General features: G+C 64.7%; 24 protein-coding genes and 1 tRNA gene. 12 read left to right on the top strand and 13 right to left on the bottom strand.

The annotated features are described in order from the left end of the window. Nucleotides 1-227 precede the first annotated feature (227 nt). From ETC07_RS12900 to putP, 6 genes are all read left to right on the top strand, one after another. Nucleotides 228-635: a CBS domain-containing protein gene (locus tag ETC07_RS12900; RefSeq protein WP_136248931.1), complete on the top strand. Its 408-nt coding sequence runs from the start codon at nucleotides 228-230 to the stop codon at nucleotides 633-635. 270 nt (nucleotides 636-905) lie between these two features. Beyond that, nucleotides 906-979 (top strand) — tRNA-Gly (locus ETC07_RS12895). Between the two features lie 115 nt (nucleotides 980-1,094). Then, on the top strand, nucleotides 1,095-1,472 hold the full coding sequence (locus tag ETC07_RS12890) for a hypothetical protein (protein WP_136248930.1): 378 nt from the start codon (nucleotides 1,095-1,097) through the stop codon (nucleotides 1,470-1,472). Between the two features lie 61 nt (nucleotides 1,473-1,533). Next, nucleotides 1,534-2,346 (top strand): AraC family transcriptional regulator, encoded by an 813-nt coding sequence (locus tag ETC07_RS12885; RefSeq protein ID WP_136248929.1) that lies wholly within the window; start codon nucleotides 1,534-1,536, stop codon nucleotides 2,344-2,346. A gap of 174 nt (nucleotides 2,347-2,520) precedes the next feature. Next, on the top strand, nucleotides 2,521-5,712 hold the full coding sequence (gene putA, locus ETC07_RS12880; RefSeq protein ID WP_136248928.1) for a bifunctional proline dehydrogenase/L-glutamate gamma-semialdehyde dehydrogenase PutA: 3,192 nt from the start codon (nucleotides 2,521-2,523) through the stop codon (nucleotides 5,710-5,712). Nucleotides 5,713-5,984: 272 nt separating this feature from the next. Beyond that, on the top strand, nucleotides 5,985-7,472 hold the full coding sequence (putP, locus tag ETC07_RS12875; RefSeq protein ID WP_136248927.1) for a sodium/proline symporter PutP: 1,488 nt from the start codon (nucleotides 5,985-5,987) through the stop codon (nucleotides 7,470-7,472). A gap of 79 nt (nucleotides 7,473-7,551) precedes the next feature. On the opposite strand, the gene ETC07_RS12870 is transcribed toward putP, so the two are convergent. Next, complete coding sequence (locus ETC07_RS12870; protein ID WP_136248926.1) at nucleotides 7,552-7,860, bottom strand: hypothetical protein; 309 nt, start codon at nucleotides 7,858-7,860, stop codon at nucleotides 7,552-7,554. Between the two features lie 272 nt (nucleotides 7,861-8,132). On the opposite strand from ETC07_RS12870, the gene ETC07_RS12865 reads away from it, so the two are divergent. Then, nucleotides 8,133-8,741 (top strand): OmpW/AlkL family protein, encoded by a 609-nt coding sequence (locus ETC07_RS12865; RefSeq protein ID WP_136248925.1) that lies wholly within the window; start codon nucleotides 8,133-8,135, stop codon nucleotides 8,739-8,741. A gap of 138 nt (nucleotides 8,742-8,879) precedes the next feature. Here the strand turns inward: ETC07_RS12865 and ETC07_RS12860 are convergent, their stop codons facing one another. The 5 genes from ETC07_RS12860 to ETC07_RS12840 form a co-directional block, all read right to left on the bottom strand. Beyond that, entirely contained in the window at nucleotides 8,880-9,380 is a 501-nt protein-coding gene (locus tag ETC07_RS12860; RefSeq protein ID WP_136248924.1) for a gamma-glutamylcyclotransferase family protein, read from the bottom strand. A gap of 124 nt (nucleotides 9,381-9,504) precedes the next feature. After that, nucleotides 9,505-9,837 carry a YqcC family protein gene (locus tag ETC07_RS12855; RefSeq protein ID WP_136248923.1) on the bottom strand — a complete coding sequence of 111 codons (333 nt, stop codon included), beginning with the start codon at nucleotides 9,835-9,837 and terminating at the stop codon, nucleotides 9,505-9,507. Between the two features lie 68 nt (nucleotides 9,838-9,905). Continuing rightward, nucleotides 9,906-10,661 carry an amino acid ABC transporter ATP-binding protein gene (locus tag ETC07_RS12850; RefSeq protein WP_136248922.1) on the bottom strand — a complete coding sequence of 252 codons (756 nt, stop codon included), beginning with the start codon at nucleotides 10,659-10,661 and terminating at the stop codon, nucleotides 9,906-9,908. After that, entirely contained in the window at nucleotides 10,658-11,332 is a 675-nt protein-coding gene (locus ETC07_RS12845) for an amino acid ABC transporter permease (RefSeq protein ID WP_136248921.1), read from the bottom strand. The genes ETC07_RS12850 and ETC07_RS12845 overlap by 4 nt, the downstream gene beginning before the upstream one ends. 18 nt (nucleotides 11,333-11,350) lie before the next feature. Beyond that, nucleotides 11,351-12,109 carry an amino acid ABC transporter substrate-binding protein gene (locus ETC07_RS12840; RefSeq protein ID WP_136248920.1) on the bottom strand — a complete coding sequence of 253 codons (759 nt, stop codon included), beginning with the start codon at nucleotides 12,107-12,109 and terminating at the stop codon, nucleotides 11,351-11,353. 323 nt (nucleotides 12,110-12,432) lie between these two features. On the opposite strand from ETC07_RS12840, the gene ETC07_RS12835 reads away from it, so the two are divergent. The 4 genes from ETC07_RS12835 to ETC07_RS12820 all read left to right on the top strand — a co-directional run bounded on the left by ETC07_RS12835 (nucleotide 12,433) and on the right by ETC07_RS12820 (nucleotide 15,394). After that, on the top strand, nucleotides 12,433-13,458 hold the full coding sequence (locus ETC07_RS12835) for a DUF3549 family protein (RefSeq protein WP_136248919.1): 1,026 nt from the start codon (nucleotides 12,433-12,435) through the stop codon (nucleotides 13,456-13,458). A gap of 28 nt (nucleotides 13,459-13,486) precedes the next feature. Continuing rightward, nucleotides 13,487-13,924, top strand: coding sequence for an ATP-dependent zinc protease family protein (locus ETC07_RS12830; RefSeq protein ID WP_136248918.1), 438 nt, complete (start codon nucleotides 13,487-13,489; stop codon nucleotides 13,922-13,924). A gap of 26 nt (nucleotides 13,925-13,950) precedes the next feature. Continuing rightward, nucleotides 13,951-14,859, top strand: a complete 909-nt coding sequence (gene rimK / locus ETC07_RS12825; protein ID WP_136248917.1) for a 30S ribosomal protein S6--L-glutamate ligase — start codon at nucleotides 13,951-13,953, stop codon at nucleotides 14,857-14,859. A gap of 88 nt (nucleotides 14,860-14,947) precedes the next feature. Continuing rightward, entirely contained in the window at nucleotides 14,948-15,394 is a 447-nt protein-coding gene (locus tag ETC07_RS12820; RefSeq protein ID WP_136248916.1) for a hypothetical protein, read from the top strand. On the opposite strand, the gene ETC07_RS12815 is transcribed toward ETC07_RS12820, so the two are convergent. From ETC07_RS12815 to ETC07_RS12785, 7 genes are all read right to left on the bottom strand, one after another. After that, nucleotides 15,315-16,070 (bottom strand): SanA/YdcF family protein, encoded by a 756-nt coding sequence (locus ETC07_RS12815; protein ID WP_240724649.1) that lies wholly within the window; start codon nucleotides 16,068-16,070, stop codon nucleotides 15,315-15,317. The two genes, ETC07_RS12820 and ETC07_RS12815, sit on opposite strands and share 80 nt — an antisense overlap. 11 nt (nucleotides 16,071-16,081) lie before the next feature. Further along, the gene (gene sufT, locus ETC07_RS12810) at nucleotides 16,082-16,657 is read right to left on the bottom strand and encodes a putative Fe-S cluster assembly protein SufT (RefSeq protein ID WP_136248915.1); all 576 of its coding nucleotides are present in this window, start codon (nucleotides 16,655-16,657) and stop codon (nucleotides 16,082-16,084) included. 74 nt (nucleotides 16,658-16,731) lie between these two features. Continuing rightward, nucleotides 16,732-17,973 (bottom strand): cysteine desulfurase, encoded by a 1,242-nt coding sequence (locus ETC07_RS12805; protein WP_136248914.1) that lies wholly within the window; start codon nucleotides 17,971-17,973, stop codon nucleotides 16,732-16,734. Nucleotides 17,974-17,976: 3 nt separating this feature from the next. After that, nucleotides 17,977-19,326 carry a Fe-S cluster assembly protein SufD gene (sufD, locus tag ETC07_RS12800; RefSeq protein ID WP_136248913.1) on the bottom strand — a complete coding sequence of 450 codons (1,350 nt, stop codon included), beginning with the start codon at nucleotides 19,324-19,326 and terminating at the stop codon, nucleotides 17,977-17,979. After that, nucleotides 19,323-20,075 (bottom strand): Fe-S cluster assembly ATPase SufC, encoded by a 753-nt coding sequence (gene sufC, locus ETC07_RS12795; RefSeq protein ID WP_136248912.1) that lies wholly within the window; start codon nucleotides 20,073-20,075, stop codon nucleotides 19,323-19,325. Before sufC ends, sufD begins: the two co-directional genes overlap by 4 nt. A gap of 92 nt (nucleotides 20,076-20,167) precedes the next feature. Further along, a complete protein-coding gene (gene sufB / locus ETC07_RS12790; protein WP_136248911.1) occupies nucleotides 20,168-21,610 on the bottom strand; it encodes a Fe-S cluster assembly protein SufB in 1,443 nt (480 codons plus the stop codon). Nucleotides 21,611-21,679: 69 nt separating this feature from the next. Beyond that, on the bottom strand, nucleotides 21,680-22,141 hold the full coding sequence (locus ETC07_RS12785; RefSeq protein WP_136248910.1) for an SUF system Fe-S cluster assembly regulator: 462 nt from the start codon (nucleotides 22,139-22,141) through the stop codon (nucleotides 21,680-21,682). 397 nt (nucleotides 22,142-22,538) lie between these two features. Here ETC07_RS12785 and ETC07_RS12780 point away from each other — a divergent pair. Then, on the top strand, nucleotides 22,539-22,782 hold a 244-nt coding region (locus ETC07_RS12780; protein WP_497706968.1), incomplete at its 3' end, for an ABC transporter permease family protein.

Here is a 22,782-nt window from a genome sequence, read left to right as displayed (position 1 = left end):
TCGAAGGTGGCGGCATTGTGCCTCATTGGAGCGATGTCTCAAGGGTCGGTTCCTCACAGGACGCTCACCGTTGGTAGGCGCCGGCAGGCAGTGCCTCGACAGTCGGCTAAGCTGAACGCGAGACACGCCGAGGTCACCGGCCGCCCCATGAGCACCGACCAGGGCACGGGAAGTGCTCCGCGCCGGGCGCCCAGGCACAAGGTTCCACCAGGACGAGGAGAACCGCCATGCCCAGCAAGGCTCCTACCATCGTACGCGAGATCATGTCTCGCGACTGCTACCGGGTCACCGACAAGACGTCGACTACCACCCTGGCCCAGGGCCTGGCCCTGCACCGGCTGCCTGGAGCGCCGGTCGTCGACGAGCGCGACCACTTGATCGGCTTCATCTCGGAACAGGACGTACTCGGCAAACTGTTGGAAAGCGCCTACCTCGACGACGAACCTCCCCTGGTCCACGAACTGATGCGCAACGAGGTGCTCTCCGTCTCGCCATCCAAGAGCATCACCGACCTGGCCCAGGAGATGCTGGGTGCCAAGCCCAAGATCTATCCGGTCACCGAGCAGGGGCGCCTGGTCGGCATCGTGACCCGTCGCGACGTGCTCAACGCCATCCTGCGCATGCGCCACGCCTGAACCTTCCCGACAGCCGACGGCCCGTCGGGTGTCGGCATTCCTGGCACATAAAAAAACCGCCTCATCGGGGATGAGGCGGTCAAGGATCGAATCGCAAGCTAGAGCGACAGTGCTAGCGACTGCCATCGCCGCTGTCGTCTGCACCTGTTATGACAGTCTTGGCAGGAAAAGTTCGGGCCGTGACGAAAAAATTCCACGCTACTTGTCCGTCGACCGACGTCGCCCCCTGTTGTAATCACTAAACCGTTGGATATACTATGAAATCGCCCAGCGGGTGTAGCTCAATGGTAGAGCAGAAGCTTCCCAAGCTTAAGACGAGGGTTCGATTCCCTTCACCCGCTCCAATGGCCCTCCCTGGCATCGTCCAACGCCGTATCATCCGATGTCACCCTCTTCGAGAGACGACACGTTCGGGAGCAGCACCGGCCTCCCTGCCCTTTCCCAACCATCAGCACCCTCATGGCCCTATTCCTGACTGTTCTGGCCGTCTGCCTGCTGATCATCGGCGGCATGATTGCCATCCTGATGACCGCACGCACGCCCCGTTACCGCACCGACCCCGAACACCTGCTCGACCTGTTCGACCGGGCCCTCGAGAGCCGGGTCAGCGAGACCGAGTGGAACGCGATTGCCGGCTACCCGATCCGCCATGATGACTACCTGGAGCGCGTACGTCGCCGCGCCCAGCGGCTGATGGATGATCATGGCCGCCACGGCCGGGTCGCCCGCGGCAAGCCACTGCTGGACGACGCAGGACATGCCGAACTGGGCGCGCTGCGCGATCACCTTGCCGCCCGCACGGCGCTGCGCCAAGGGGCGGGAGACGGGCGAGAATGAGACACGCCGCGTCATCCGGTACACTGGCGTCATGTCGTGAACGCCGCACCGGAGGGCGACGATGACCAGCGCAATCCGCCAGTTTCCGCTCGATACCGCCATCCATCACCATGCTCACGATTTCCACCAGATCGTGATCGGGCTCAATGGCCAGGCGGAGTTCGAGATCGCGGGCCTCGGCGGCTCTATCTCGGCACTTTCCGGCTGCATCGTGCCGGCCAATCACCTGCACTACTACGCCGGCACCGGCGACAATCATCAGTTGGTGCTCGACCTACCGCGAGACGCCTTGTCGCTGACCGGCCATCACCATGAGCTGGCTCGCCTGTTCGATGCGCCGCGCTTCTTCGAGCTGGATGACTCGCTGTCCCGCTACCTGGACTTCATGCTTCGCGAGTTGCACCTGCTCGCCGGCCAGGGTGCCCTGAATGGTCTGCAGCAGGAGCGCCTGGCCACCACCCTGCTGGGCACGTTGCATGCCCGACTGTCCGGCGAGATATCCCCCGCGGGACGCCCCCTCGACCTGGCGGCGCTGGATCGCTTCATCGACCGCCACCTGGCGAGCGGCCTGCGGGTCGCCGACCTGGCGGCTCAGGCCTGTCTCAGCGAGGCTCATTTCACGGTCCGCTTCCGTCACCAGACCGGCCTGCCGCCCTGGCGCTATGTGATGCGCCGGCGCCTGCAGATGGCCCAGCAGTTGATCCGCGAGAGCCACCTCCCGCTGTCCGAGATCGCCGCACTCACCGGCTTCGCCAGCCAGAGCGCCCTGTCCCGCGCCTTCCGCCGCGACTACGGCTACCCGCCCAGCCAATTGCGCCGAGCGGCCTCCCAGCCACTCGCCGGTGACGCCCACCTCCTTAGACATAGGTCGTAGGAAGTTCCCTTCTCCGGCCCATCTCCCATGAATTCGTCAAATCCGCCAACGGAATCGACAAGCAGAGCCCATTCATGCGCCCTACGCTTGCAAGATACCGTCATACCGTCGGCGCTCCCTGACGCGCCGATGACATGACGACCCTGTGACGACCGGCTTCCATCGGGGAACGACATGCTCAACGCCAACACCATGCTGGACAGCACCACCTGGAACCAGGATCTCGAGACGCTGTTCGATCGCGTCAGCGAACACTATACGGTCGACGAGGATGCCTTCGTCGGCGAGCTGGTGAACCTGCTGTCCGTCGACGAGGACGATTTCAAGCGTACCGCCGACAAGGCCGCCGAGCTGGTGCGCGAAGTCCGTGAAATGGATACCGCAGTAGACTCCATCGACGAACTACTCCAGCAATACAGCCTCGACACCCACGAAGGGCTGATGCTGATGTGCCTGGCGGAGGCCATGCTGCGCATTCCCGACAAGGCCACCGCCGATGCGCTGATCGAGGACAAGCTGGGCCCCGCCGACTGGAAGTCCTACCTCGGCCAGAGCGAGTCCTGGTTCGTCAACGCCTCCACCTGGGGGCTGCTGATGACCGGCCGGGTGATCAAGATGGATCACTCCAAGGATGGCAAGCCGGCTCACTTCATCAACAAGCTGGTCAATCGCATGGGCGAGCCGGTGATCCGCCGCGCCATGGTCGAAGCCATGAAGGTGATGGGCAAGCAGTTCGTCCTCGGCCGCGACATCGATGAGGCGCTGAAGCGTTCCAAGCCGCTGTTCGACAAGGGCTACACCTACTCCTACGACATGCTCGGCGAAGCCGCCCGCACCCGCCGCGATGCCAAGCGCTACTTCGATGACTACGCTCACGCCATCGAGCGTGTCGGCAAGACCAGCCGCGAGCTGTCTTCCACGACTCCGGCCCCGTCGATCTCGATCAAGCTCTCGGCCCTGCACCCGCGCTACGAGTTCGGGCGTCGTAGCCAGATCCTCGAGGAACTGGTCGCCAGCGTCCGCGAACTCGCCGCCATGGCGCGCGAACGCAGCGTGGCGGTGACCATCGATGCCGAGGAGGTCGACCGCCTCGAGCTGTCGCTGGAAGTCTTCCGCGCCGTCTACGAGAGCGATACCTGTCGTGGCTGGGGGCACTTCGGGCTGGTGGTCCAGGCCTACGCCACGCGTGCCCTGCCGGTGCTGCACTACCTGAACCGCCTGGCCGACCAGCAGGGCGACGAGATCCCCCTGCGGCTGGTCAAGGGCGCCTACTGGGATACCGAGATCAAGGAATCCCAGCAGCTCGGCATCGACGGCTACCCGGTCTACACCCGCAAGGCCAACACGGACGTGGCCTACCTGGCCTGCGCGCAGTTCCTGCTCTCCGAGCAGAGCCGCGGGCGGATCTTCCCGCAGTTCGCCACCCATAACGCCCATACCATCAGCGCGATTCTCGAGCTCTCCAACGCCGCCGAGCGGCCCTTCGAGTTCCAGCGCCTGCACGGCATGGGCGAGGCGCTCTACGACGCCGCGCTCAAACGCGCACCCCAGGGCACCTATTGTCGTATCTACGCGCCGGTAGGGGCTCACAAGGACCTGCTCCCCTACCTGGTGCGCCGGCTGCTGGAGAACGGCGCCAACTCGTCGTTCGTTCACCAGCTGGTGGATCCGCGGGTGCCGGTGGAATCGCTGTGCGTTCACCCGGTGGAAACGCTGCGCCAGTACGATCGCTATGCCAATACCCGGATCCCGTTACCCAAGCATATCTACGGACCGAACCGCCAGAACTCCCAGGGAGTGAACTTGAACATCAACAGCCAGTACCGTCCGCTCATCGACGCCATGGCCGGCTTCATGGACAAGAGCTACCAGGCCCGGCCGCTACTCGGCTTCGACGTCGCCGACGATGCCACGGCGAGTCATGAGGTGCGCTGCCCCTTCGACCGTCGAGCCACCGTCGGCAGCGTGCAGTGGACCACCCAGGAGCAGGCATCGCAGGCCGTGGACGCGGCCTGGGCGGCCTACCCGCGCTGGGACGCCACCCCGGTAGCCGAGCGCGCCGCGATCATTCGCCGCTTCGCCGAGCTGATGGAAGACAACCTCGCCGAGCTGATGACGCTGTGCTCCCGTGAAGGCGGCAAGCTACTCACCGATGGGGTCGACGAGATCCGCGAGGCGGTCGACTTCTGCCGCTATTACGCCAGCCGCGCCGAGGAGCTGTTCGCCGAGCCGACCCGCCTGCCCGGCCCCACCGGCGAGTCCAACGACCTGATGCTCGGTGGCAAGGGCGTGTTCGCCGCCATCAGTCCCTGGAACTTCCCGGTGGCGATCTTCTGCGGCCAGGTGGTGGCCGCCGCCGTGGCCGGCAACACCGTGCTGGCCAAGCCCGCCGAGCAGACCTCGCTGGTCGCCCATCGGGTCATCGAGCTGCTGCATGAGGCCGGCATGCCCCGCGACGTGGTTCAGCTGCTGCCCGGCGACGGCCCCACCGTGGGCAGCGTGCTGAGCGGCGACTCGCGCATCACCGGCGTGGTGTTCACCGGCGGCACCGACACCGCCCAAGTCATCAACCGCTCGCTGGCCGACCGGGAAGGTGCCGCCCTGCCGACGCTGATCGCCGAGACCGGCGGCATGAACGCCATGATCGTCGACTCCACCGCGCTGCCCGAGCAGGTGGTCGCGGATGTCATCCAGTCGGCCTTCCAGAGCGCCGGCCAGCGCTGCTCGGCGCTGCGTGTCCTCTATCTCCAGGACGACGTCGCCGACCGAGTCATCGAGATCCTCAAGGGCGCCATGGAAGAACTCCATGTGGGCGACCCGCGGGAGCTGGGAACCGACGTCGGCCCGGTGATCGACGAGGACGCCCGTCAGGGCCTCCAGGCACACATCGAGACCCTCAAGGGCGAAGGCCGACTACTGGCCGAGACCCGGCTCGACCCGGCCCACACCGCCGAAGGCACCTTCGTCGCCCCGGCGGCCTTCGAGATCGATGGCATCGACGCCCTGGAGCGCGAGCAGTTCGGCCCGGTGCTGCATATCGTTCGCTACCAGGCCAGCGAGATCGACCAGGTGATCGAGTCGATCAACGAACGGCGCTACGGCCTGACCTTCGGCGTACACAGCCGCAACGAATCCTTCGCCGAACATATCGCCCGCCGGATCCGCGTCGGCAACGTCTACGTCAACCGCAACATCATCGGTGCCGTGGTCGGCGTGCAGCCGTTCGGCGGCCAGGGTCTGTCGGGCACCGGGCCCAAGGCGGGCGGTCCGCACTATCTGCTGCGCTTCGCCACCGAAAAGACCCTGACCATCAACACCGCCGCCCTCGGCGGCAACGCGTCGCTGCTGGCCATGGGAGACGACTGAGCTCCTGGCACGCTGTCCATCGGGCGGAGCCTGCTCCGCCCGATGGGGGCGTACGAAACCGCTTTGTGCTAAAACAGCATGACACAGAGACGTTTCGACGTTCGACAACAACAACCGCAAGGGATGAATCTCATGGTTCAAAGCACTATCGCCATCGGCGTTACATTCGCGCCTCCCCTGACCACAAGGCTTACCTCCGGTGGCCTGGCCTGCATGCGTACTAACAATAACCCGACGGCTCTATAGCCGGATCGATAAGAAGGAGACGTTTTATGGCTACTGGTGTCTGGATCAGCCTGTTTGCTTACTTTGCATTGATGATTGCCATCGGCTTGTATGCCATGCGCAAGTCCACGTCCACATCGGAAGGTTACATCCTGGGGGGACGCTCCCTCAGCCCACAAGTGGCGGCCCTGTCGGCTGGCGCGTCGGACATGAGCGGCTGGTTGCTGCTAGGCTTGCCCGGGGCCATGTTCGCCTCCGGCCTGGGCTCGGCCTGGATCGGTATCGGCCTGCTCGTCGGGGCGTTCTTCAACTGGCTGCTGGTCGCCCCGCGCCTGCGTGAACAAACGGTTCACTATGGCAATGCGATCACTATTCCGGCGTTCTTGGCCAACCGCTTCCCGACTCAGGCTATCCCGCTGAGAACGGTATCCGCTATCGTCATCGTGGTGTTTTTCGCGGTGTACACAGCCTCAGGCCTGGTGGCCGGCGGCAAGCTGTTCGAAAGCGCCTTTTCCGGCGTCATCAATACCGGGCTTAGCGACTACGCCACAGGCATCATCATCACTCTCGGCGTGGTCCTTGCCTACACCGTGGTCGGCGGCTTCATGGCCGTGAGCATGACGGACTTCGTGCAAGGCTGCATCATGATGCTGGCCCTGGTGATCATGCCGGCGGTGGTGCTCTTCGGCGAAGGCGGCGGCGGTTTCGCTCAGGCATCACAGACCCTGAACGAAGTCGACCCCACCCTGCTGTCGTGGACCGACGGGCTGACCCTGATCGGCTGGTTGTCGGCGGTGACCTGGGGGCTTGGGTACTTCGGTCAGCCGCATATCATCGTGCGTTTCATGGCCATCCGCACGCTCAAGGATGTGCCCACCGCTCGTAACATCGGCATGAGCTGGATGCTCATTTCACTGATCGGCGCGGTCTCTCTGGGCATCTTCGGCCGGGCCTACGCGGTGCGCAATGGCATGAATGTCGAAGATCCCGAAACGATCTTCATCCTGCTGGCCGACCTGCTGTTCCATCCGCTGATCACCGGCTTCCTGTTTGCCGCCCTGCTGGCGGCGGTCATGAGCACCATCTCCAGCCAGCTGCTGGTGGCGTCTTCTTCACTGACCGAGGACTTCTATCGCCTGTTCCTGCGCAAGGAGGCATCGGAGAAGGAAATCGTCACCGTCGGCCGCGTCTGTGTCGCCCTGGTGGGCTTGGTGGCCGCCGTTATCGCCTCCGACCCGGGCTCCCAGGTCCTGGGGCTGGTCAGTAACGCCTGGGCGGGCTTCGGTGCGGCCTTCGGCCCGCTGATCATCCTGTCGCTGATGTGGTCACGCACCAACGGCGCGGGCGCCATCGCCGGCATGGTAATCGGTGCCCTCACCGTGATGATCTGGATTTCGCTGGGCTGGAACGGCTCCTTCATGGGCGGGCCTGGCGTCTACGAGATCATTCCGGGCTTCATCGCCGCCTTCATCGCCATCATGGTGGTAAGCAGCGTGACAGCCGATGCCGGAGAGTATCAGCACATCACGCGCTGAACGCCGGCAACGCAATGAACGAAAGGGGCTCCTGCGGGAGCCCCTTTTCGTGGTTATGTGCCGGTGCCTGCCTACGGCGTCAGCCAAAGAGGCCACGACCCACCAGCAACAACGCGAAGACCGGCAAGGCCGCGCGACTCCCGCCCATACCGGCCAGCCGCCAGGCTCCCCGTTCGCCGACGTCCAGGGCCAGGGGGCGCACGAAGGCACAGCCCAGCGCCCAACTCCCCAGCACGACCATCGACCAGCGCCAGGGCCACGCCAGACCCAGGATGAGCCCCGGTTGCCACAGCAGCCACACCGCCAACCCCGACGCCAACAACAAGGCCGCCAGTGGCCGGTCGTCCCGACCGCGACGCATCCCGACGAAGAGTGTCCTGAACAGCATGCTCGCCCCCCACACCGCCTTTTCTTTCAGTGAAGCCGAAAACACGCGCCTCGGCGAGGTCGTGTGCAGGAAATGTGAAAACCTATACACAACCTATGCCTCTCATCCCCCGCCAGCCGGAGGCTCATGAAGAAAGAGCATCTCCTGGGCTTATGGTCATAGGGAAATTTTACAAGACATTTAGAAACAGTGTTTTTATACTTCTCATCACCACATGCAAGGACGTCGAACACTTCGACATCGGCATCTTGGACGACACAGAGAGGCTACCCATGAACATGACCCGCTTGATCACCGCCACCGCCTTCACCGCGGCCGGTCTCGTCGCAACCCAGTCCGTCATGGCCAACCAGGCCGGCGACGTCTACGTGCGCGGCGGCATCGCCAAGTCCGAGGTCAACGATGACATCGGCTCACTGAACGGCAACGACATCGAGGCCTCCGACGAACGCGGCTTCTCCTACGGCCTGGGCTATCAGTTCCATGACAAGCTTGGCGTCGAGCTCAACGGTACCCAGGATATCGAGCACGACATCAGCATCGGTGGCGGGGATGCCGGCTCCCTGGACCGTCGCCCGGTCAACCTGATGCTCAACTACTATCCGTTGGGCGGCACCGGTTCGCGGGTTCAGCCCTATGCCGGCGCGGGCCTCAACTACACCTACTTCAACGACGTGACGGTCGATGGCCTCGACGTCGACGACTCCTACGGCGCGGCCGCCCAGCTCGGCGTGGACTTCGCCCTGACCGATAACTTCATGATCGGCGCCTTCGCCAACTACGCCGATGTCAGCCCCGATATCGAGGTCAATGGCAGCGACGCGGGCGATGTCGACGTCGACCCGGTCACCGTCGGCGGCGGTGTCACCTACCGCTTCTGATCGGCGCTTCAATGTGTGACCCCCATGACGCCGGGCCCAGTGCCCGGCGTCATCTTGTCGAGCACGCTGTTGCCACCCCTCATGCACAAGGCCCGCCATTCGGCGGGCCTTGTGCATGAGGGGTGGGGGAGCGAACGACTACCGCGCGGAGTGGCGAGATAGCCCCAGGGATTCGAGGGTTGCATCGTCGAGCCCTTCCACGCTTGCCACTCCGGACAGGCGGGCGTGATAGTCGGCACTCAGGAAGGCCTCGCCGGCCAGCAGATGTTCGAGATACTCTCGGGCCGGCCTGAGAGACTCACCGGTAGTACCCGGCGCCGCGATGTAGACCCAGGCCTCGATGGGGCCCCGACCGGTATCAATGCTCATGCGGCGCCGATCATAGTCGTGAGGATAGCCTTCGAAGGGGTCCATGCTCTCGATCTGCGCGGGGGCAAGCAGCTCGAATAGCGCACCCTCCACCCGCTCGCCCGGCATGGCCACCACATTGGCGTGGCTGATGCCGGACACCCGGGAGGCCTTGTCGAAGCACAGGGCATGATCGTGCAGGACCCCAGGCAGGGCACGCCGGGTCGCGCCGATCCGCGCTTCCACCCGGGCCGTGTTCATGTTGCTGCCGTAGGCGAAGTAGTAAGGCATAGCGACCTCAGAGGGGGCATCGGGTGACGAAGCCAGGCCCGACAGGACGACGACATCGCCACTCAAGCCACGGTGGCTGACGCCCGCCCCTCAGGGGCGGGCGCCAAGGTGAGCCATCACCGCGTCAGCTCTCGGTGACCAGCTGGTCGATGCGCTCCACCGACTTGCTCATCATCACTCGCTGACTGGTCTTCGCGCCTTCCTGAACCAGATAGGCCTCCACGGCGGGTGCCACATCACAGCTGGCCGGCAGCGGAGCACGCGCCTCCACCAGCGCATCGAGTCGGGCAATGAACACGAAGCGCAACCATTGGGGCAGCGACATGGCATCGATGCAGAACGGCTGAGTGCTGTCGAAGGCCTCCGGCGCGGGACGCTCCATGCGCCACAGGTCGGAGGCCTTCATGGTGGACTCGAGCTCGCGCAGCGCCTGCCCGAGTTCGTCATGAACGGTCATGGGAAAATACCTCTCGTCTGGCTGTGCGCCCATTATCCCGCCTCGAAGCGCCGAGGGCCAACCCCGACTCAGGAAGGTTCGCCAGGCTGGGCGGCCAGGACCTTGCGCAGGAAGTCGCGGGTACGCGGATCTTCGGGAGCGTTGAACAGCCGCGCGGGAGGGCCCTGCTCGACGATGCGCCCGCCGTCCATGAACACCACCCGATCGGCCACGTCGCGGGCGAAACTCATCTCGTGGGTCACCACCAGCATGGTCTGGCGCTCGGCGGCGAGCCGCTTCATCAGCGTCAGCACCTCCTCGACCCACTCTGGATCCAGCGAGGAGGTCGGCTCGTCGAACAGGATCACCTCGGCCTGGGCGGCCATGGCACGACCGATGCCGACCCGCTGCTGCTGACCACCGGACAGCGAGGCCGGATAGGCGTCGGCCTTGTCGAGCAGGCCGATACGCTCAAGGATCTCGCGAGCCCGGGCATGGGCGCGGGCCTTGGGCCAGCGGTTGACCACGATCAGTCCCTCGGCGATGTTTTCGAGCGCCGTCTTGTTGGCGAACAGCGCATAGTTCTGGAACACGAACGCCGTGTGGCGCCGCGCGGCCAGGATATCGGCGCGGCTGGCCCGGGTGACGTCGACCGCAAGGTCACCCAGAGTCAGCCGGCCGGCGTCGGGCTGTTCGAGGAAGTTGAGACAACGCAGCAGGGTCGACTTGCCGGTGCCAGAGGGGCCGATCACCACGATGATCTCGCCCTGCTCGATCTCCAGGTCGATGCCATCGAGGACGCTGGCATCGCCGAAACGCTTGACGAGATTGGCTACCTTGATCATCGGCGATAGGCCTCATTGAGTCGCGTTTCGAGGCGCCGCTGTAACCAGGCGAAGGCCTCGACGATGGCCCAGTAGATCACCGCCACGGTGACGAAGGCCTCGAAATACAGGAAGCTGCCGGCGGCCTCCTTCTGGGTCGCCCCCATCAACTCGGTCACCCCCAGGGTAAAGGCCAGGGAGGTCGCCTTGATCATGTCGATGAAGTAGTTCATCAGCGTGGGCACGGCGATACGGGTGGCCTGGGGCAGCACGATGCGTCGCATCAGCTGAGCATTGGTCATGCCGATCGACAGCGCCGCCTCGGTCTGGCTGCGATCCACCCCGACGATGGCGGCGCGGATCGATTCCGCCATGTAGGCAGAGAAGTGCAGCGTCAGCCCCATGATGGTAGCGGTGACACCATCGATCTGGGTCAGGAAGGCCAGCACCTGAGGCAGCCCGTAATAGAACAGGAACAACTGCACCAGCAGCGGCGTGCCACGGAAGAACGAGATGAACAGCAGGGTGACGGCGTTCAATCCCCGGATCTCCAGCACCCGAATCACCGCCAGGCCACAGGCCAACGCCAGGGCCAGCACCATTCCCGCCATCGCCATGCCCAGCGTCAGCGGCAAATACCCCAGCAGGATGGGCAAGAGGCCCAGCATATAGTCAAAATCGAGCACGCTCATATCGGGCGTCTACGCTCCTCAGTGCCGGGTGATGTCGGTGCCGAACCAACGCTCGGAGAGCTCGGCCAGGGTGCCGTCCTCACGCAGCGCTGAGAGTGCCTCATCGACGCCGTCACGCAGGGCGCGACCCTGTTCGGTGTCACGAAACGGCAGGGCATTGCGGATCTCGGAGAACGGCTGACCGGCCAGGGCCAGCGGCAGCGGTTTCTCCTTGATCACCTGGCTGGCACTGATGCGATCCATGACGAAGGCATCGACGCGACCCAGGGCGGTATCCTGTTCGATGTTGCTCTCGTAGGTGCGGATATCGATGTCATCGGCGTAGGGCAGTTCACGCAACAGCTGCTCGTAGTTGGAGCCGAGGTTGACGGCCACCGTCTTGCCGCGCAGGTCCTCGACACCAGCGACCGCGTCGTTGCCCTCCTTGACCACCACCTGAGCCCCGTCGTAGACGTAGGGTCGTGTGAAGGTATATTTCGCTTCACGTTCCTCGGTGATGGTGATCTGGTTGGCGATGGTGTCGATGCGACCGGACTCCAGCATGCCGAACAGGCCGGAGAAGTTAGCGGTGACGAACGTCACCTCGCGCTGCATTTCCTCGGCCACCGCCTCCATCACATCGACCTCGAACCCCTTGAGGGTATCCTGTTCGACGAAGGTGAACGGGAAGTAGCCGCCGGACATGCCGACCTTCAAGGGATCCTCCTCGGCAAAGGCAGGGCCCGTGAAGGCGACGGCACCGGCGGTGAGCAGCGCGAAAGAGAGGGTACGAAACATGAAGGCCTCCTGCTTCTTAAATGCGTTTTTGGAATAAAAAACAATAAACCATATTCTATTGTAGCGCATCAACCAGGCAAAATCTCGTCGGCGACCATCACGAAGGTGTGACCGTCGACGCCGAGAGCGCCGGCCATTCATTCACAGTGACGCTGAACGTCCCTGTGGATAACCACTGGAAAGCCGGCCCAACCGCCCCTGTGAAGGGGGAATCGGTCGATCGATCAGGAATTGATCAACCTCTTGAACGGCCATCTCGTGCCTCGGGCTGACAGGTTCCGGGTGCCGCGGTAGAGTGCACGCTCGGAAACGAGGGACACAGCATGCAGCCGATCGACAGCTTTCACGATTTCTTCGCGCGCACCGGAGCCGAGGTGCGGCTCTACCATTTGGGACGCCGCGTAGAACCTTGTGAGCTCACCACCCTGACGGCCCTGGAGCACGACGAGCAACCCTGGCCTCAGCCCTGGCAGGGCAAGGCCCGGTTAGCGATGGTCTTGCGCCTGGGCCAGATGGAAGACCCGCTGATCTGGTTCCTGGCGCTGCCGCTGGACGAACAGGGCATGCTCGACCCGGCGCCCCGCGATGCCTTCCTGCAACGCCTGCTGGAGACCCTGGGGCGCAACGTCCAGGAGCTCGGCCGCGAGGATGGCGAGGCGATCGACAACCTGATGCAGGACAACCCGCTGGCCTTCACGCCCACCCTGCCCTTCCAGGCCGTCCTGCACGCCCGTGCGAGCCACGATGCGGGGCGCGCCGCCAGCTCCCACCTGGCACTCGCGGAAACCTATCTGGAAGGCCGTCAGGATCTGGACTGGCACACACTGGGCCTGCAGGGCCTGGCCGACTTCGTGGTACGCATGAGCGATGCCCAGGCCGAGCGTCTGGCGGCACGCCTGCCGACGCTGCCCGGCGAAGTGCTAGACTCGCTGTGTTACTGTCTCGAGCATGTCGATATTCCCGCGGCGCTGGCCGGGGCGCTGCGCGCCCGGGGCGAGGCGGCCGCCGAGGCCGGCGACGTCGAGACCTTCTGCGCCTGCGTGCGTGCGGTGTCCGGCGCCGATACCGAGACGACCGGCAGCTGGTTCGACGCCCTGCTGGTCGATCCCGACGCCTGCGGACCGGATCTGCTGGCGGCCATGGCCGGGCGCGGTTGGCGGCATCTCGAGGATGCGACGCGCCTGCCCCGCTTCCTGAACCGGCTGGCCGAGTCTCCGCACGCGGACTTCACCGTCGTCGCTCGCGACCTGGCGCTGATTCCGCGCCTGCGTCTGCCACTGCTGATGACGCTACGCGACGCCGACGCCGACTCCGCCATTGGCCGCCGCCTGGGCGCCCTGCCCCGCTGACGCCGAAGAGGTCATGAGGAACGCTGTCATGAAGGAACTGCCCTACCAGGCCAAGGCGGTCATCGGCCGCCGCGAAATGGTGACCCTGCCGGAACTCGGCCTGACGCTGTGCGCCAAGGCCGACACCGGAGCCCGCACCTCGGCGCTGCACGCCGAGGATATCGAGTCCTTCGAGGACGACGGGCAGCTGTGGGTCAACTTCACCACCCGGGGCGGCGGGCCGGCAAGCCCGGCTCATGTACACTGTCTATACCTGCACGATCGTCGCCGGATCACCAGCTCCAACGGCCAGGCCGAATGGCGCTACGTGATCCGCACGCCGATTCAGCTCGGCGACCTGGAATTCCACGTCGAGCTCACGCTCACCGACCGCCGCCAGATGCGCCATCCCATGCTGCTCGGACGCCGCGCGCTACGGCGGCTTCTGGTGGCACCTGGCGCCGGCTTTCTACACGGCGAACCCTGATCCCGCCCCCTGGCACCGGAGGCCTTATGCATATCGCGCTGCTATCCCGCAATCGCGGGCTCTATTCCACTCGCCGGCTGATCGAAGCCGCCGAGCAGCGGGGCCACACGACCCGAGTCGTGGATACGTTGCGCTGTTACATGAGCATCGCCTCCCATCATCCCTCGATCCATTACAAGGGCGCGGAACTAGAGCCCTTCGATGCCGTGATCCCGCGCATCGGTGCCTCGGTGACCTTCTACGGCTGTGCCGTATTGCGCCAGTTCGAGATGATGAGCATCCCGGTGCTCAACGACAGCGTGTCGATCACCCGTTCGCGGGACAAGCTGCGCTCGCTGCAGCTGCTGTCGCGCAAGGGCATAGGCCTGCCGGTGACCGGCTTCGCGCATTCGCCGGACGATATCCCCGACCTGATCACCATGGTTCGCGGCGCGCCGCTGGTCATCAAGCTGCTGGAAGGCACCCAGGGCATCGGCGTGGTGCTGGCCGAAACCAACCAGGCCGCCGAATCGGTGATCCAGGCCTTCATGGGCATGAAGGCCAATATCATGGTTCAGGAATACATCAAGGAAGCCAAGGGAGCCGATATCCGCTGCTTCGTGATCGGCGACAAGGTGGTGGCCTCGATGAAGCGCCAGGCAGCGGAGGGCGAGTTTCGCTCCAACCTGCATCGTGGCGGCAGCGCCAGCGTGATTCGTATCACGCCGGAGGAGCGCTCCACGGCGATCCGCGCAGCCAAGGCCATGGGGCTCGGGGTCGCCGGTGTCGACCTGCTGCGCTCGCACCATGGCCCGGTGATCATGGAGGTCAACTCCTCCCCCGGCCTGCAGGGCATCGAGACCGCCACCGGCAAGGATGTCGCCGGGCTGGTCATCGAACATCTAGAGAAGAACTCGACCCCGCGACGCTCGCCCCCACCCAAGCCGAAAGGTTAAGCCGAATCGCCTAAATATTTGCTGGCGAGGGGTGGCAAAAGCCCGTCGACACCCCCACAATCTGCGTCACCGGAGGAGGTGACCGCCCATGTTTCTCGATAATCGCCAGGTGGCGATGGACAGCGTCCTCGAGGCGCTGGCCGACAGCATCGATTATTTCCAGGACAACCACGAGCGCCTGCGGCCGAGCCTGCGTGAGGTCCTGCAGCCCTATTTCGATACTCGGAAAAGCCTGATGCGCAAGCTTCAGGTACTCGCCCGCCGGCATCTCGCCCTCCTCCCCCGCGATGCCGATGTCGAGCGCGACGACTACATGTGGCTATGGAGCCGCCTGAAGAGCTTCGTCGGCGACGACAGCCAGGTATTGATCAACGAGCTGCTGGAGCAGGAAAGGGTGCTGATGCAGGCGCTCTCGACCCTCTACACCCACCCGTTGCCCGATGCCATCGAAGCGGTCATCGAGGAGTGCTGGAAGCATTGTCGCTCCCTGATTCGCGAGCTCTATCGGCAACAGAAGAAACACCAGCGGCGCTGAGCGCCTCTCGGGGCACGATCTTTAGCGGCTCCTTGGGCCCCAGGAAGTGGGGCTCACGCCCCCAGATGTAGAGATCCCCCAGGGTCGCCACCCGCGCGACCCATTCCCGTGCCCTCAAACGCAGCGCACCATCCGCAGGGCGCTCCGGCGCCGCACAGCCGCGCGCCTCGATGCCCAACGCCTCGGCGATGAACAGCGCCCGCGGCAGATGCCACGACTGGGTGACGAGCAGCGCTCGATCCACCCCGAAGACGTGGCGGGCCCGGGACAGGGTGTCGAAGGTGCTGAAGCCGGCATAGTCCAGCGTCATGGCCGCATCGGGTATCTCCCGCCCCCGCAGGTCGCGCCACATGGTCACCGGCTCATTGTAATAACGGGTACTGTTATCGCCGGAGAGCAGCAGGTGCTGCACCCGCTCGTCGCGATACAGCCGGGCCGCCGCCTGCATGCGCCCCTCGAAGTGTGGGTTCCGCTTACCGCTGCGGGTCCAGTGGGAGGTACCGAAGACGATCCCCACCCGCTCGGGGACGCACTGTTCGAGTCCATGATCGATCCGCTCGCGCGTCTCGCTCAGTATCCACAGGTTGCCGCCCACGAACAGAAAAATCGCCAGAAGCGCGCACGCCCCCAGCGACATCAACAGCCCCCTGAGTCCCTTGCATACTGAGATGGGCATCCCCTCACCGGTTAAAACATGCCGAGCTCAAGCTTGGCTTCGTCGCTCATCATCTCACGGCTCCAGGGAGGATCGAAGACGATCTCGGTATGCACCTGGTGAATCTGCGGGGCACCGAGGATCTTGTGGCGCGCATCGGCGGCGATGACGTCGCCCATGCCACACCCGGGAGCGGTCAGCGTCATGCGGATGGTGACGATGCGCTCACCACCGATCAAGCGCTCGATACGACAGCCATAGACCAGCCCGAGTTCCACGATATCGACCGGAATCTCAGGATCGAAGCAGGTCCGCAACTGATCCCAGACGAACTGCTCGATCGCCTCCTCGGAGGCTTCTGGCGGCAGGGTCGGGCGGGGCAAGGCCTCGAGCCCCAGGGCATCCAGATGGCTACCCTCGATCAGGTAGAGCCGCCCCTCGTGGCCCACACTGACCGAGCTTCCCTTGGCCTGCATGACATTGACCTCGCTATCCTCGGCCAGCGTCACCGTCTTACCGAAAGGGATCGAGATGGCCTCGACGTCGCGCTGAAGGGGCAGGACCTGACCCTTGTTCAGGCTCGCCAGGGGGGCATCGATCTCGCTCATAGGACTCCTTGAAGCGACTTTCTCAGCGGCCGAAGCGAGCACTCGCTCCGGCCGATATCCAGCAGAAGCGGCGCTCAGCGCAGCATGCCCACGACCCGCTCCAGGCCATCGACGAACACGTCGACCTCCTCGGGCGTGTTGTAGGCGGCGAAGGAAGCACGGCACGTCGCATCGACACCGAACGACGACAGCAATGGCTGCGCGCAATGGTGGCCGGTACGTATCGCCACGCCGAGCTGATCGATCAACAGCCCAATGTCCTGGGAGTGAGCACCATCGACCACGAAGGACAGCACCCCGGCCTTCTCGGGAGCGGTGCCGAGGATGCGCAGGCCATCGATGCGTGTCACCCGCTCGGTGGCATGCCGAAGCAATCGTTCCTCCCAGGCGCCGATCAGCTCAAGGCCGATCTCGTCGACCCATCGCAGGGCGCGCCCCAGGGCGATGACCTCGGCGATGGCCGGGGTTCCCGCCTCGAACTTATGCGGAATGCCGGCGAAGGTGGTCGGCGCATCGAGAGATACCGTGGCGATCATCTCGCCGCCACCCTGCCAGGGAGGCATGGCCTCGAGCAGTTCGGCACGACCATAGAGCACGCCGACCCCCGTGGGGCCATAGATCTTGTGCCCGGAGAAGGCATAGAAGTCGACATCGAGCTCACGCACATCGACCGGCTGGTGGGGCACCCCCTGGGCGCCATCGACCAGGATCAGCGCACCGTGCTGGTGGGCCACTCGGGCCATCTCCGCCACCGGGTTGACGGTGCCCAGGGCATTGGAGACGTGATTGACCGCCACCAGCTTGGTGCGCTCGGAGATCAGGTCGCGGTAGGCGGCCTGGTCGAGCACGCCGCGCTCGTCCACCGGGATCACCTTGAGGGTGAAACCGCGCTCGGCGGCCAGCAGCTGCCAGGGCACGATGTTGGAGTGGTGCTCCAGGCGCGAGATCAAGACCTCGTCGCCCTCGCCCAGGTTGGCACGCCCCCAGCTGTTCGCCACCAGGTTGATCGCCTCGGTGGTGCCGCGGGTGAAGACGATCTCACGGGTCTCGGCGGCGCTCAGGAAGGCACGCACGGTTTCCCGGGTGCCCTCGAAGGCCGCTGTCGCCTCGTCGGCCAGGGTATGCAGGCCGCGGTGGATGTTGGCATTGAGCCGGCGATAGTAGTCATCGAAGACGTCGATCACCTGGCGTGGGGTCTGGCTGGTCGCCGCGTTGTCGAGATAGACCAGCGGCTTGCCGTGGACCTCCCGATCGAGGATCGGGAAGTCGCGGCGGACCCGCGCCACGTCGAGCAACAGATCGCTGAAGTCGACCATGGATCAGTCCTCGTTGAGCGCCGCGGCGGCTTCCACCAGCCCGGCCAGATTGAAGCGTTCCGGCAGCTTGCCGGCGACCGTCAGCTCGACCCGCTCGGCCACGGCGTCGAGATCGACCAGGTCCATGACCTCACCGGCGAAGGCCAGCGTCAGCAGGCCGCGGGCGGTCTGCTGGTCGATGCCACGGGCACGCAGGGCGTAGACCGCTTCCTCGTCGAGCTGGCCGGTCGTGGCGCCGTGGGCGCACTTGACGTCGTCGGCATAGATCTCGAGTTCAGGCTTGGTATCGATCTCGGCGCGGTCGGAGAGCAGCAGGTTGGCGTTGCTCTGCTCGGACTCGATCTTCTGGCTGTCGCGCTTGACCACCACCCGGCCGTTGAACACGCCATGGGCACGATCGTCGAGGATGCCCTTATAGTTCTCGCTGGAGCGAGTGTGCGGCGCGTTGTGATTGACCTCGGTGTGGTTGTCCACGTGCTGGCGGCCCTGGCCGTAGAACAGCCCGTGCAGGGCCGCCTCGGCGCCCTCACCGTTGAGATCGTTGATGAAGTCGTTGCGCACCAGGCCGCCCCCCAGGTTCAGGTTGAACGAGGTGTAGCGGCTGTCGCGCCCCTGCTCCACCTGGATGCTGGCCACGTGGCGATCCTTGAGCGGCGCTTCCTGCAGCTTGTAATGGGTCAGGATCGCGCCGCGGTCGAGGATGACCTCCTCCACCAGGTTGGTGAAGTTGGCCGCGCCCTCTTCCCCGGCATGGTGCTCGATCAAGGTCGCCTCGCTGCGACTACCGGCCTCGACCAGGATGCGTGGATGACTCATCACCGGCTGTTCGCCGGCCCGCGACAGGAATTGCAGCGCGATCGGCTTGTCGACCACGGTGCGTGGCGCCAGGCGGACCAGCGCGCCCTCTTCGAAGAAGGCGGTGTTGAGCGCTGAGAAGGCCGAGAAGTCGACGCCGGTGAGCCGCCCGAGCGGACCGCCCACGGCTTCATGATTGTCGGCGAGCGCTTGGGACAGTGGCAGCACCTGCACGCCGGCCGGCAGCTCACCAAGATCCGACAGCGCCGGGGCAAAGACCCCATCGACGAAGGTCAGCCGGTGCGCCTCCAGCGGCAGGGTCAACGCCGCCGCCGCAGCCGGGGAGAACGTGGCATCGTCGCTCAGGACGAAGTCCGTGCGCGCGATATCGCGCACGTCGGTGTACTTCCATGCCTCGACGCGACGGTGCGGGAAGCCCACCGCCTCGAAACGCGCGGCACCGGCTTGGCGGCGCGCGGCGATCCAGGACGGCTCATCGCCGCGGACGGCGTTGCGTTCGCTCAGGCGATCGAGGAAGCGTTGCACGTCGTCATTCATGCCGCAGAGCCCTCCACCAGCCAGTCGTAGCCGCGCTCCTCGAGTTCACGCGCCAGCTCGGCGTCACCGCTCTTGACGATGCGACCGCCGACCAGCACGTGCACGCGGTCGGGCACGATGTAGTCGAGCAGGCGCTGGTAGTGGGTCACCAGCAGGATGCTGCGATCCTCGGCGCGCAACGAGTTGACGCCCTCGGCGACCACCTTCATGGCATCGATATCGAGGCCGGAATCGATCTCGTCGAGCATCGCGAGCTTCGGCTGCAGCACCAGCATCTGCAGGATCTCGTTGCGCTTCTTCTCGCCGCCGGAGAAGCCCTCGTTGACGGCGCGCTGCAGGAAGCTTGAATCCATCTTCATGAAGGCGATCTTCTCCTTGATCAGCTTCATGAACTCGGGCGCCGGAATCTCGCCCAGCCCCTCGGCCTCGCGCTTGGCATTGAGCGCGGCCTTGAGCAGGTAGATGTTCTTCACCCCGGGGATCTCCACCGGGTACTGGAAGCCCAGCAACAGGCCGACACGGGCGCGTTCCTCGATCTCCATCTCGAGCACGTCGCGGCCCTCGAAAGTGATCGAGCCGGCGGTGACCTCGTAGCCGTCCTTGCCGGCGATCACCGCGGACAGCGTGGACTTACCGGCGCCGTTGGGCCCCATGATGGCGTGCACCTCGCCGGCGCCGAGGGTCAGGTTGAGGCCCTTGAGGATCTCGGAACCCTCGACCGTGACGTGCAGATCCTTGACTTCGAGCATCTTGACTACCCTTGATTCGTGATGAGCCGACGGCGCGACTCCTTGAAATTTGTGACCTTTTCGCGAACCCGGAGAAACGCGCAGCCGTTTCCTCAACCCACCGCGCCTTCCAGGGTGACGTTCAGCAGCGCCTCGGCTTCCACGGCGAACTCCATCGGCAGCTCCTGGAAGACGTCCTTGCAGAAGCCGTTGACGATCATGTTCACCGCGTCTTCCTCGGAGATACCGCGGCTCTGGCAGTAGAACAGCTGGTCCTCACCGATCTTGGAGGTGGTCGCCTCGTGTTCCACGGTAGCGGTGCTGTTGCCGATCTCCTGATAAGGAAAGGTATGCGCCCCGGAGGTATCGCCGATCAGCAGCGAGTCGCACTGGGTATAGTTGCGCGCTCCCTTGGCCCGCGGCCCTACCTTGACCAAGCCGCGATAGGACTGGTCGGAGCGGCCGGCGGAGATGCCCTTGGAGACGATGGTCGAGCGTGAGCCCTCGCCGATATGGATCATCTTGGTACCGGTATCGGCCTGCTGGCGGCCGTTGGTCACCGCCACCGAGTAGAACTCGCCGACGCTGTCGCGGCCGCGCAGCACACAAGAGGGGTACTTCCAGGTGATCGCCGAGCCGGTCTCGACCTGGGTCCAGCTGATGTGGGAGCGATCGCCGCGGCAGTCGCCACGCTTGGTGACGAAGTTGTAGATGCCGCCCTTGCCATCCTCGTCGCCGGGATACCAGTTCTGCACGGTGGAGTACTTGATGGAGGCATCGTCCAGGGCCACCAGCTCGACCACCGCGGCATGCAACTGGTTCTCGTCGCGCTGGGGCGCGGTGCAGCCTTCCAGGTAGGAGACCTGGGCGCTGCTCTCGCAGACGATCAGGGTGCGCTCGAACTGGCCGGTGTTGGCGGCGTTGATGCGGAAGTAGGTGGACAGCTCCATGGGGCAGGTCACGCCTTCCGGCACGAACACGAAGGAGCCGTCGGTGAACACCGCGGAGTTCAGCGCCGTGAAGTAGTTGTCGCCCTGGGGCACCACGCTGCCGAGATACTGCTTGACCAGTTCCGGGTAGTCGCGGATCGCCTCGGAGATCGAGCAGAAGATCACCCCCGCCTCGTGGAGCTTGTCCTTGAAGGTGGTGGTCACCGACACCGAGTCGAAGACCGCGTCCACCGCGACCCCGGCCAGCGCCGCACGCTCGTGCAGCGGAATGCCGAGCTTCTCGTAGGTCTCGAGCAGTTTGGGGTCGACTTCGTCGAGGCTCTGCGGCTTATCCTCTTCACGCTTGGGCGCGCTGTAGTAGGAGATCGCCTGATAGTCGATCGGCGGATAGTCCAGGTGCGCCCAGGAGGGCGGCGTCATCTTCAACCACTGGTGGTAGGCCTTGAGGCGCCACTCCAGCATCCATTCCGGCTCGCCCTTCTTGTTGGAGATGAAGGCGATGGTGTTCTCGTCCAGACCCGGCGGTACCGTATCGCTCTCGATGTCGGTCACGAAACCTTCTTTGTATTCGCGACGGACAAGCTGTTCCATTTCCTGACTTGCCATGATGTCTCCCCTCCCGGGCTGGTTGGGTCGGCGAGGCGAGCTCGCCTCGGGTGGTGAATCCGCGGGTGATCAGGCCTCGGCGGCCAGGCTCACGCTCTGTATGGGAAGCTGCACCGGCAGCTTGATCGGGGTGGTGGCGGCCAGGTGCGCCAGGGTCACGCTGTGGAGCAGGGTCTGCACCGCCAGCGACACACGCTGCCAGTTGTCGGACACCCCGCAGGTGTCTACCAGCTCGCAGTCGCCCTCGGCCTGGCTGCACTCGGTCATCGCCACCGGCCCCTCGATCGCCGCGATGATGTCGCCGGCGGTGATCTGCGAGGCCGGGCGCGCCAGGGAGTAACCCCCCTGGGCGCCACGGCGGGACTCCAGTAACCCGGCGCGTACCAGCATCTTGAGTGTCTTGCTGACCGTCGGATGCGGAACCTGCACAGCCTCGGAAAGCTCCGCCGCCGCATGCGGCTGCTCCGGGTGACGGGCAATCTGCGCCATCACCACCGCCGCATAGTCGGTCAGTCTGGACAGCTTCAGCAAGGCAGGCCTCCCCGGGAACACCCCTGTTGATCGATTGCGGACCATTTTAGTCCTGTATGCCGACGATGTGAACCCTCGCCATGTCGTTTAACGCCACCGAGCGCACCGTTGGCGACATGTTCGACCCCGTTAGAGACGTTAACGACAATCGTTATCACTACTCTTTGATGACTCTATCGCCACCCCCGACTCCGCCCCATTCATCAGGCTCCGCAATTTAACCCATTGCGTATCGTCATCCATGGAAAAACAAAGTGATATGAAGCTTTGTTAAGCTGCTGCTCGCTTCACGGGGCCCTAGCGCCTCAAACCATTTCACCGCGAGGGGGTGCCCGAGACGTCAAAGTACGCCAACGGCTATGCTTCCTTGGCATAGGCCCCGCAAGGAGATAGGGATTTGGAACTGATTCAGTACGCCCTGGACAACCTCGACCTGCTGTTCTCGAGAACGCTCGAGCACATCGCCCTGGTCGGTGTCGCCGTGGGCATCGCCACCCTCACCGGCGTGCCCATCGGCATCGCCATCACGAAAAATGAACGCCTGGCCAAAGGCGTCCTCTACGCCGCCTCGATCATCGTTACGGTGCCCTCCATCGCGCTGTTCGGGATCATGATCCCGGTGCTGTCGCTGATCGGCCAGG

The organism is Halomonas borealis, from assembly GCF_004798905.1.
GTDB classification, from domain to species: domain Bacteria; phylum Pseudomonadota; class Gammaproteobacteria; order Pseudomonadales; family Halomonadaceae; genus Halomonas; species Halomonas borealis.
Note: the sequence above shows the minus strand (reverse complement) of the source record. Positions and strands in the feature narration are given on the sequence as shown.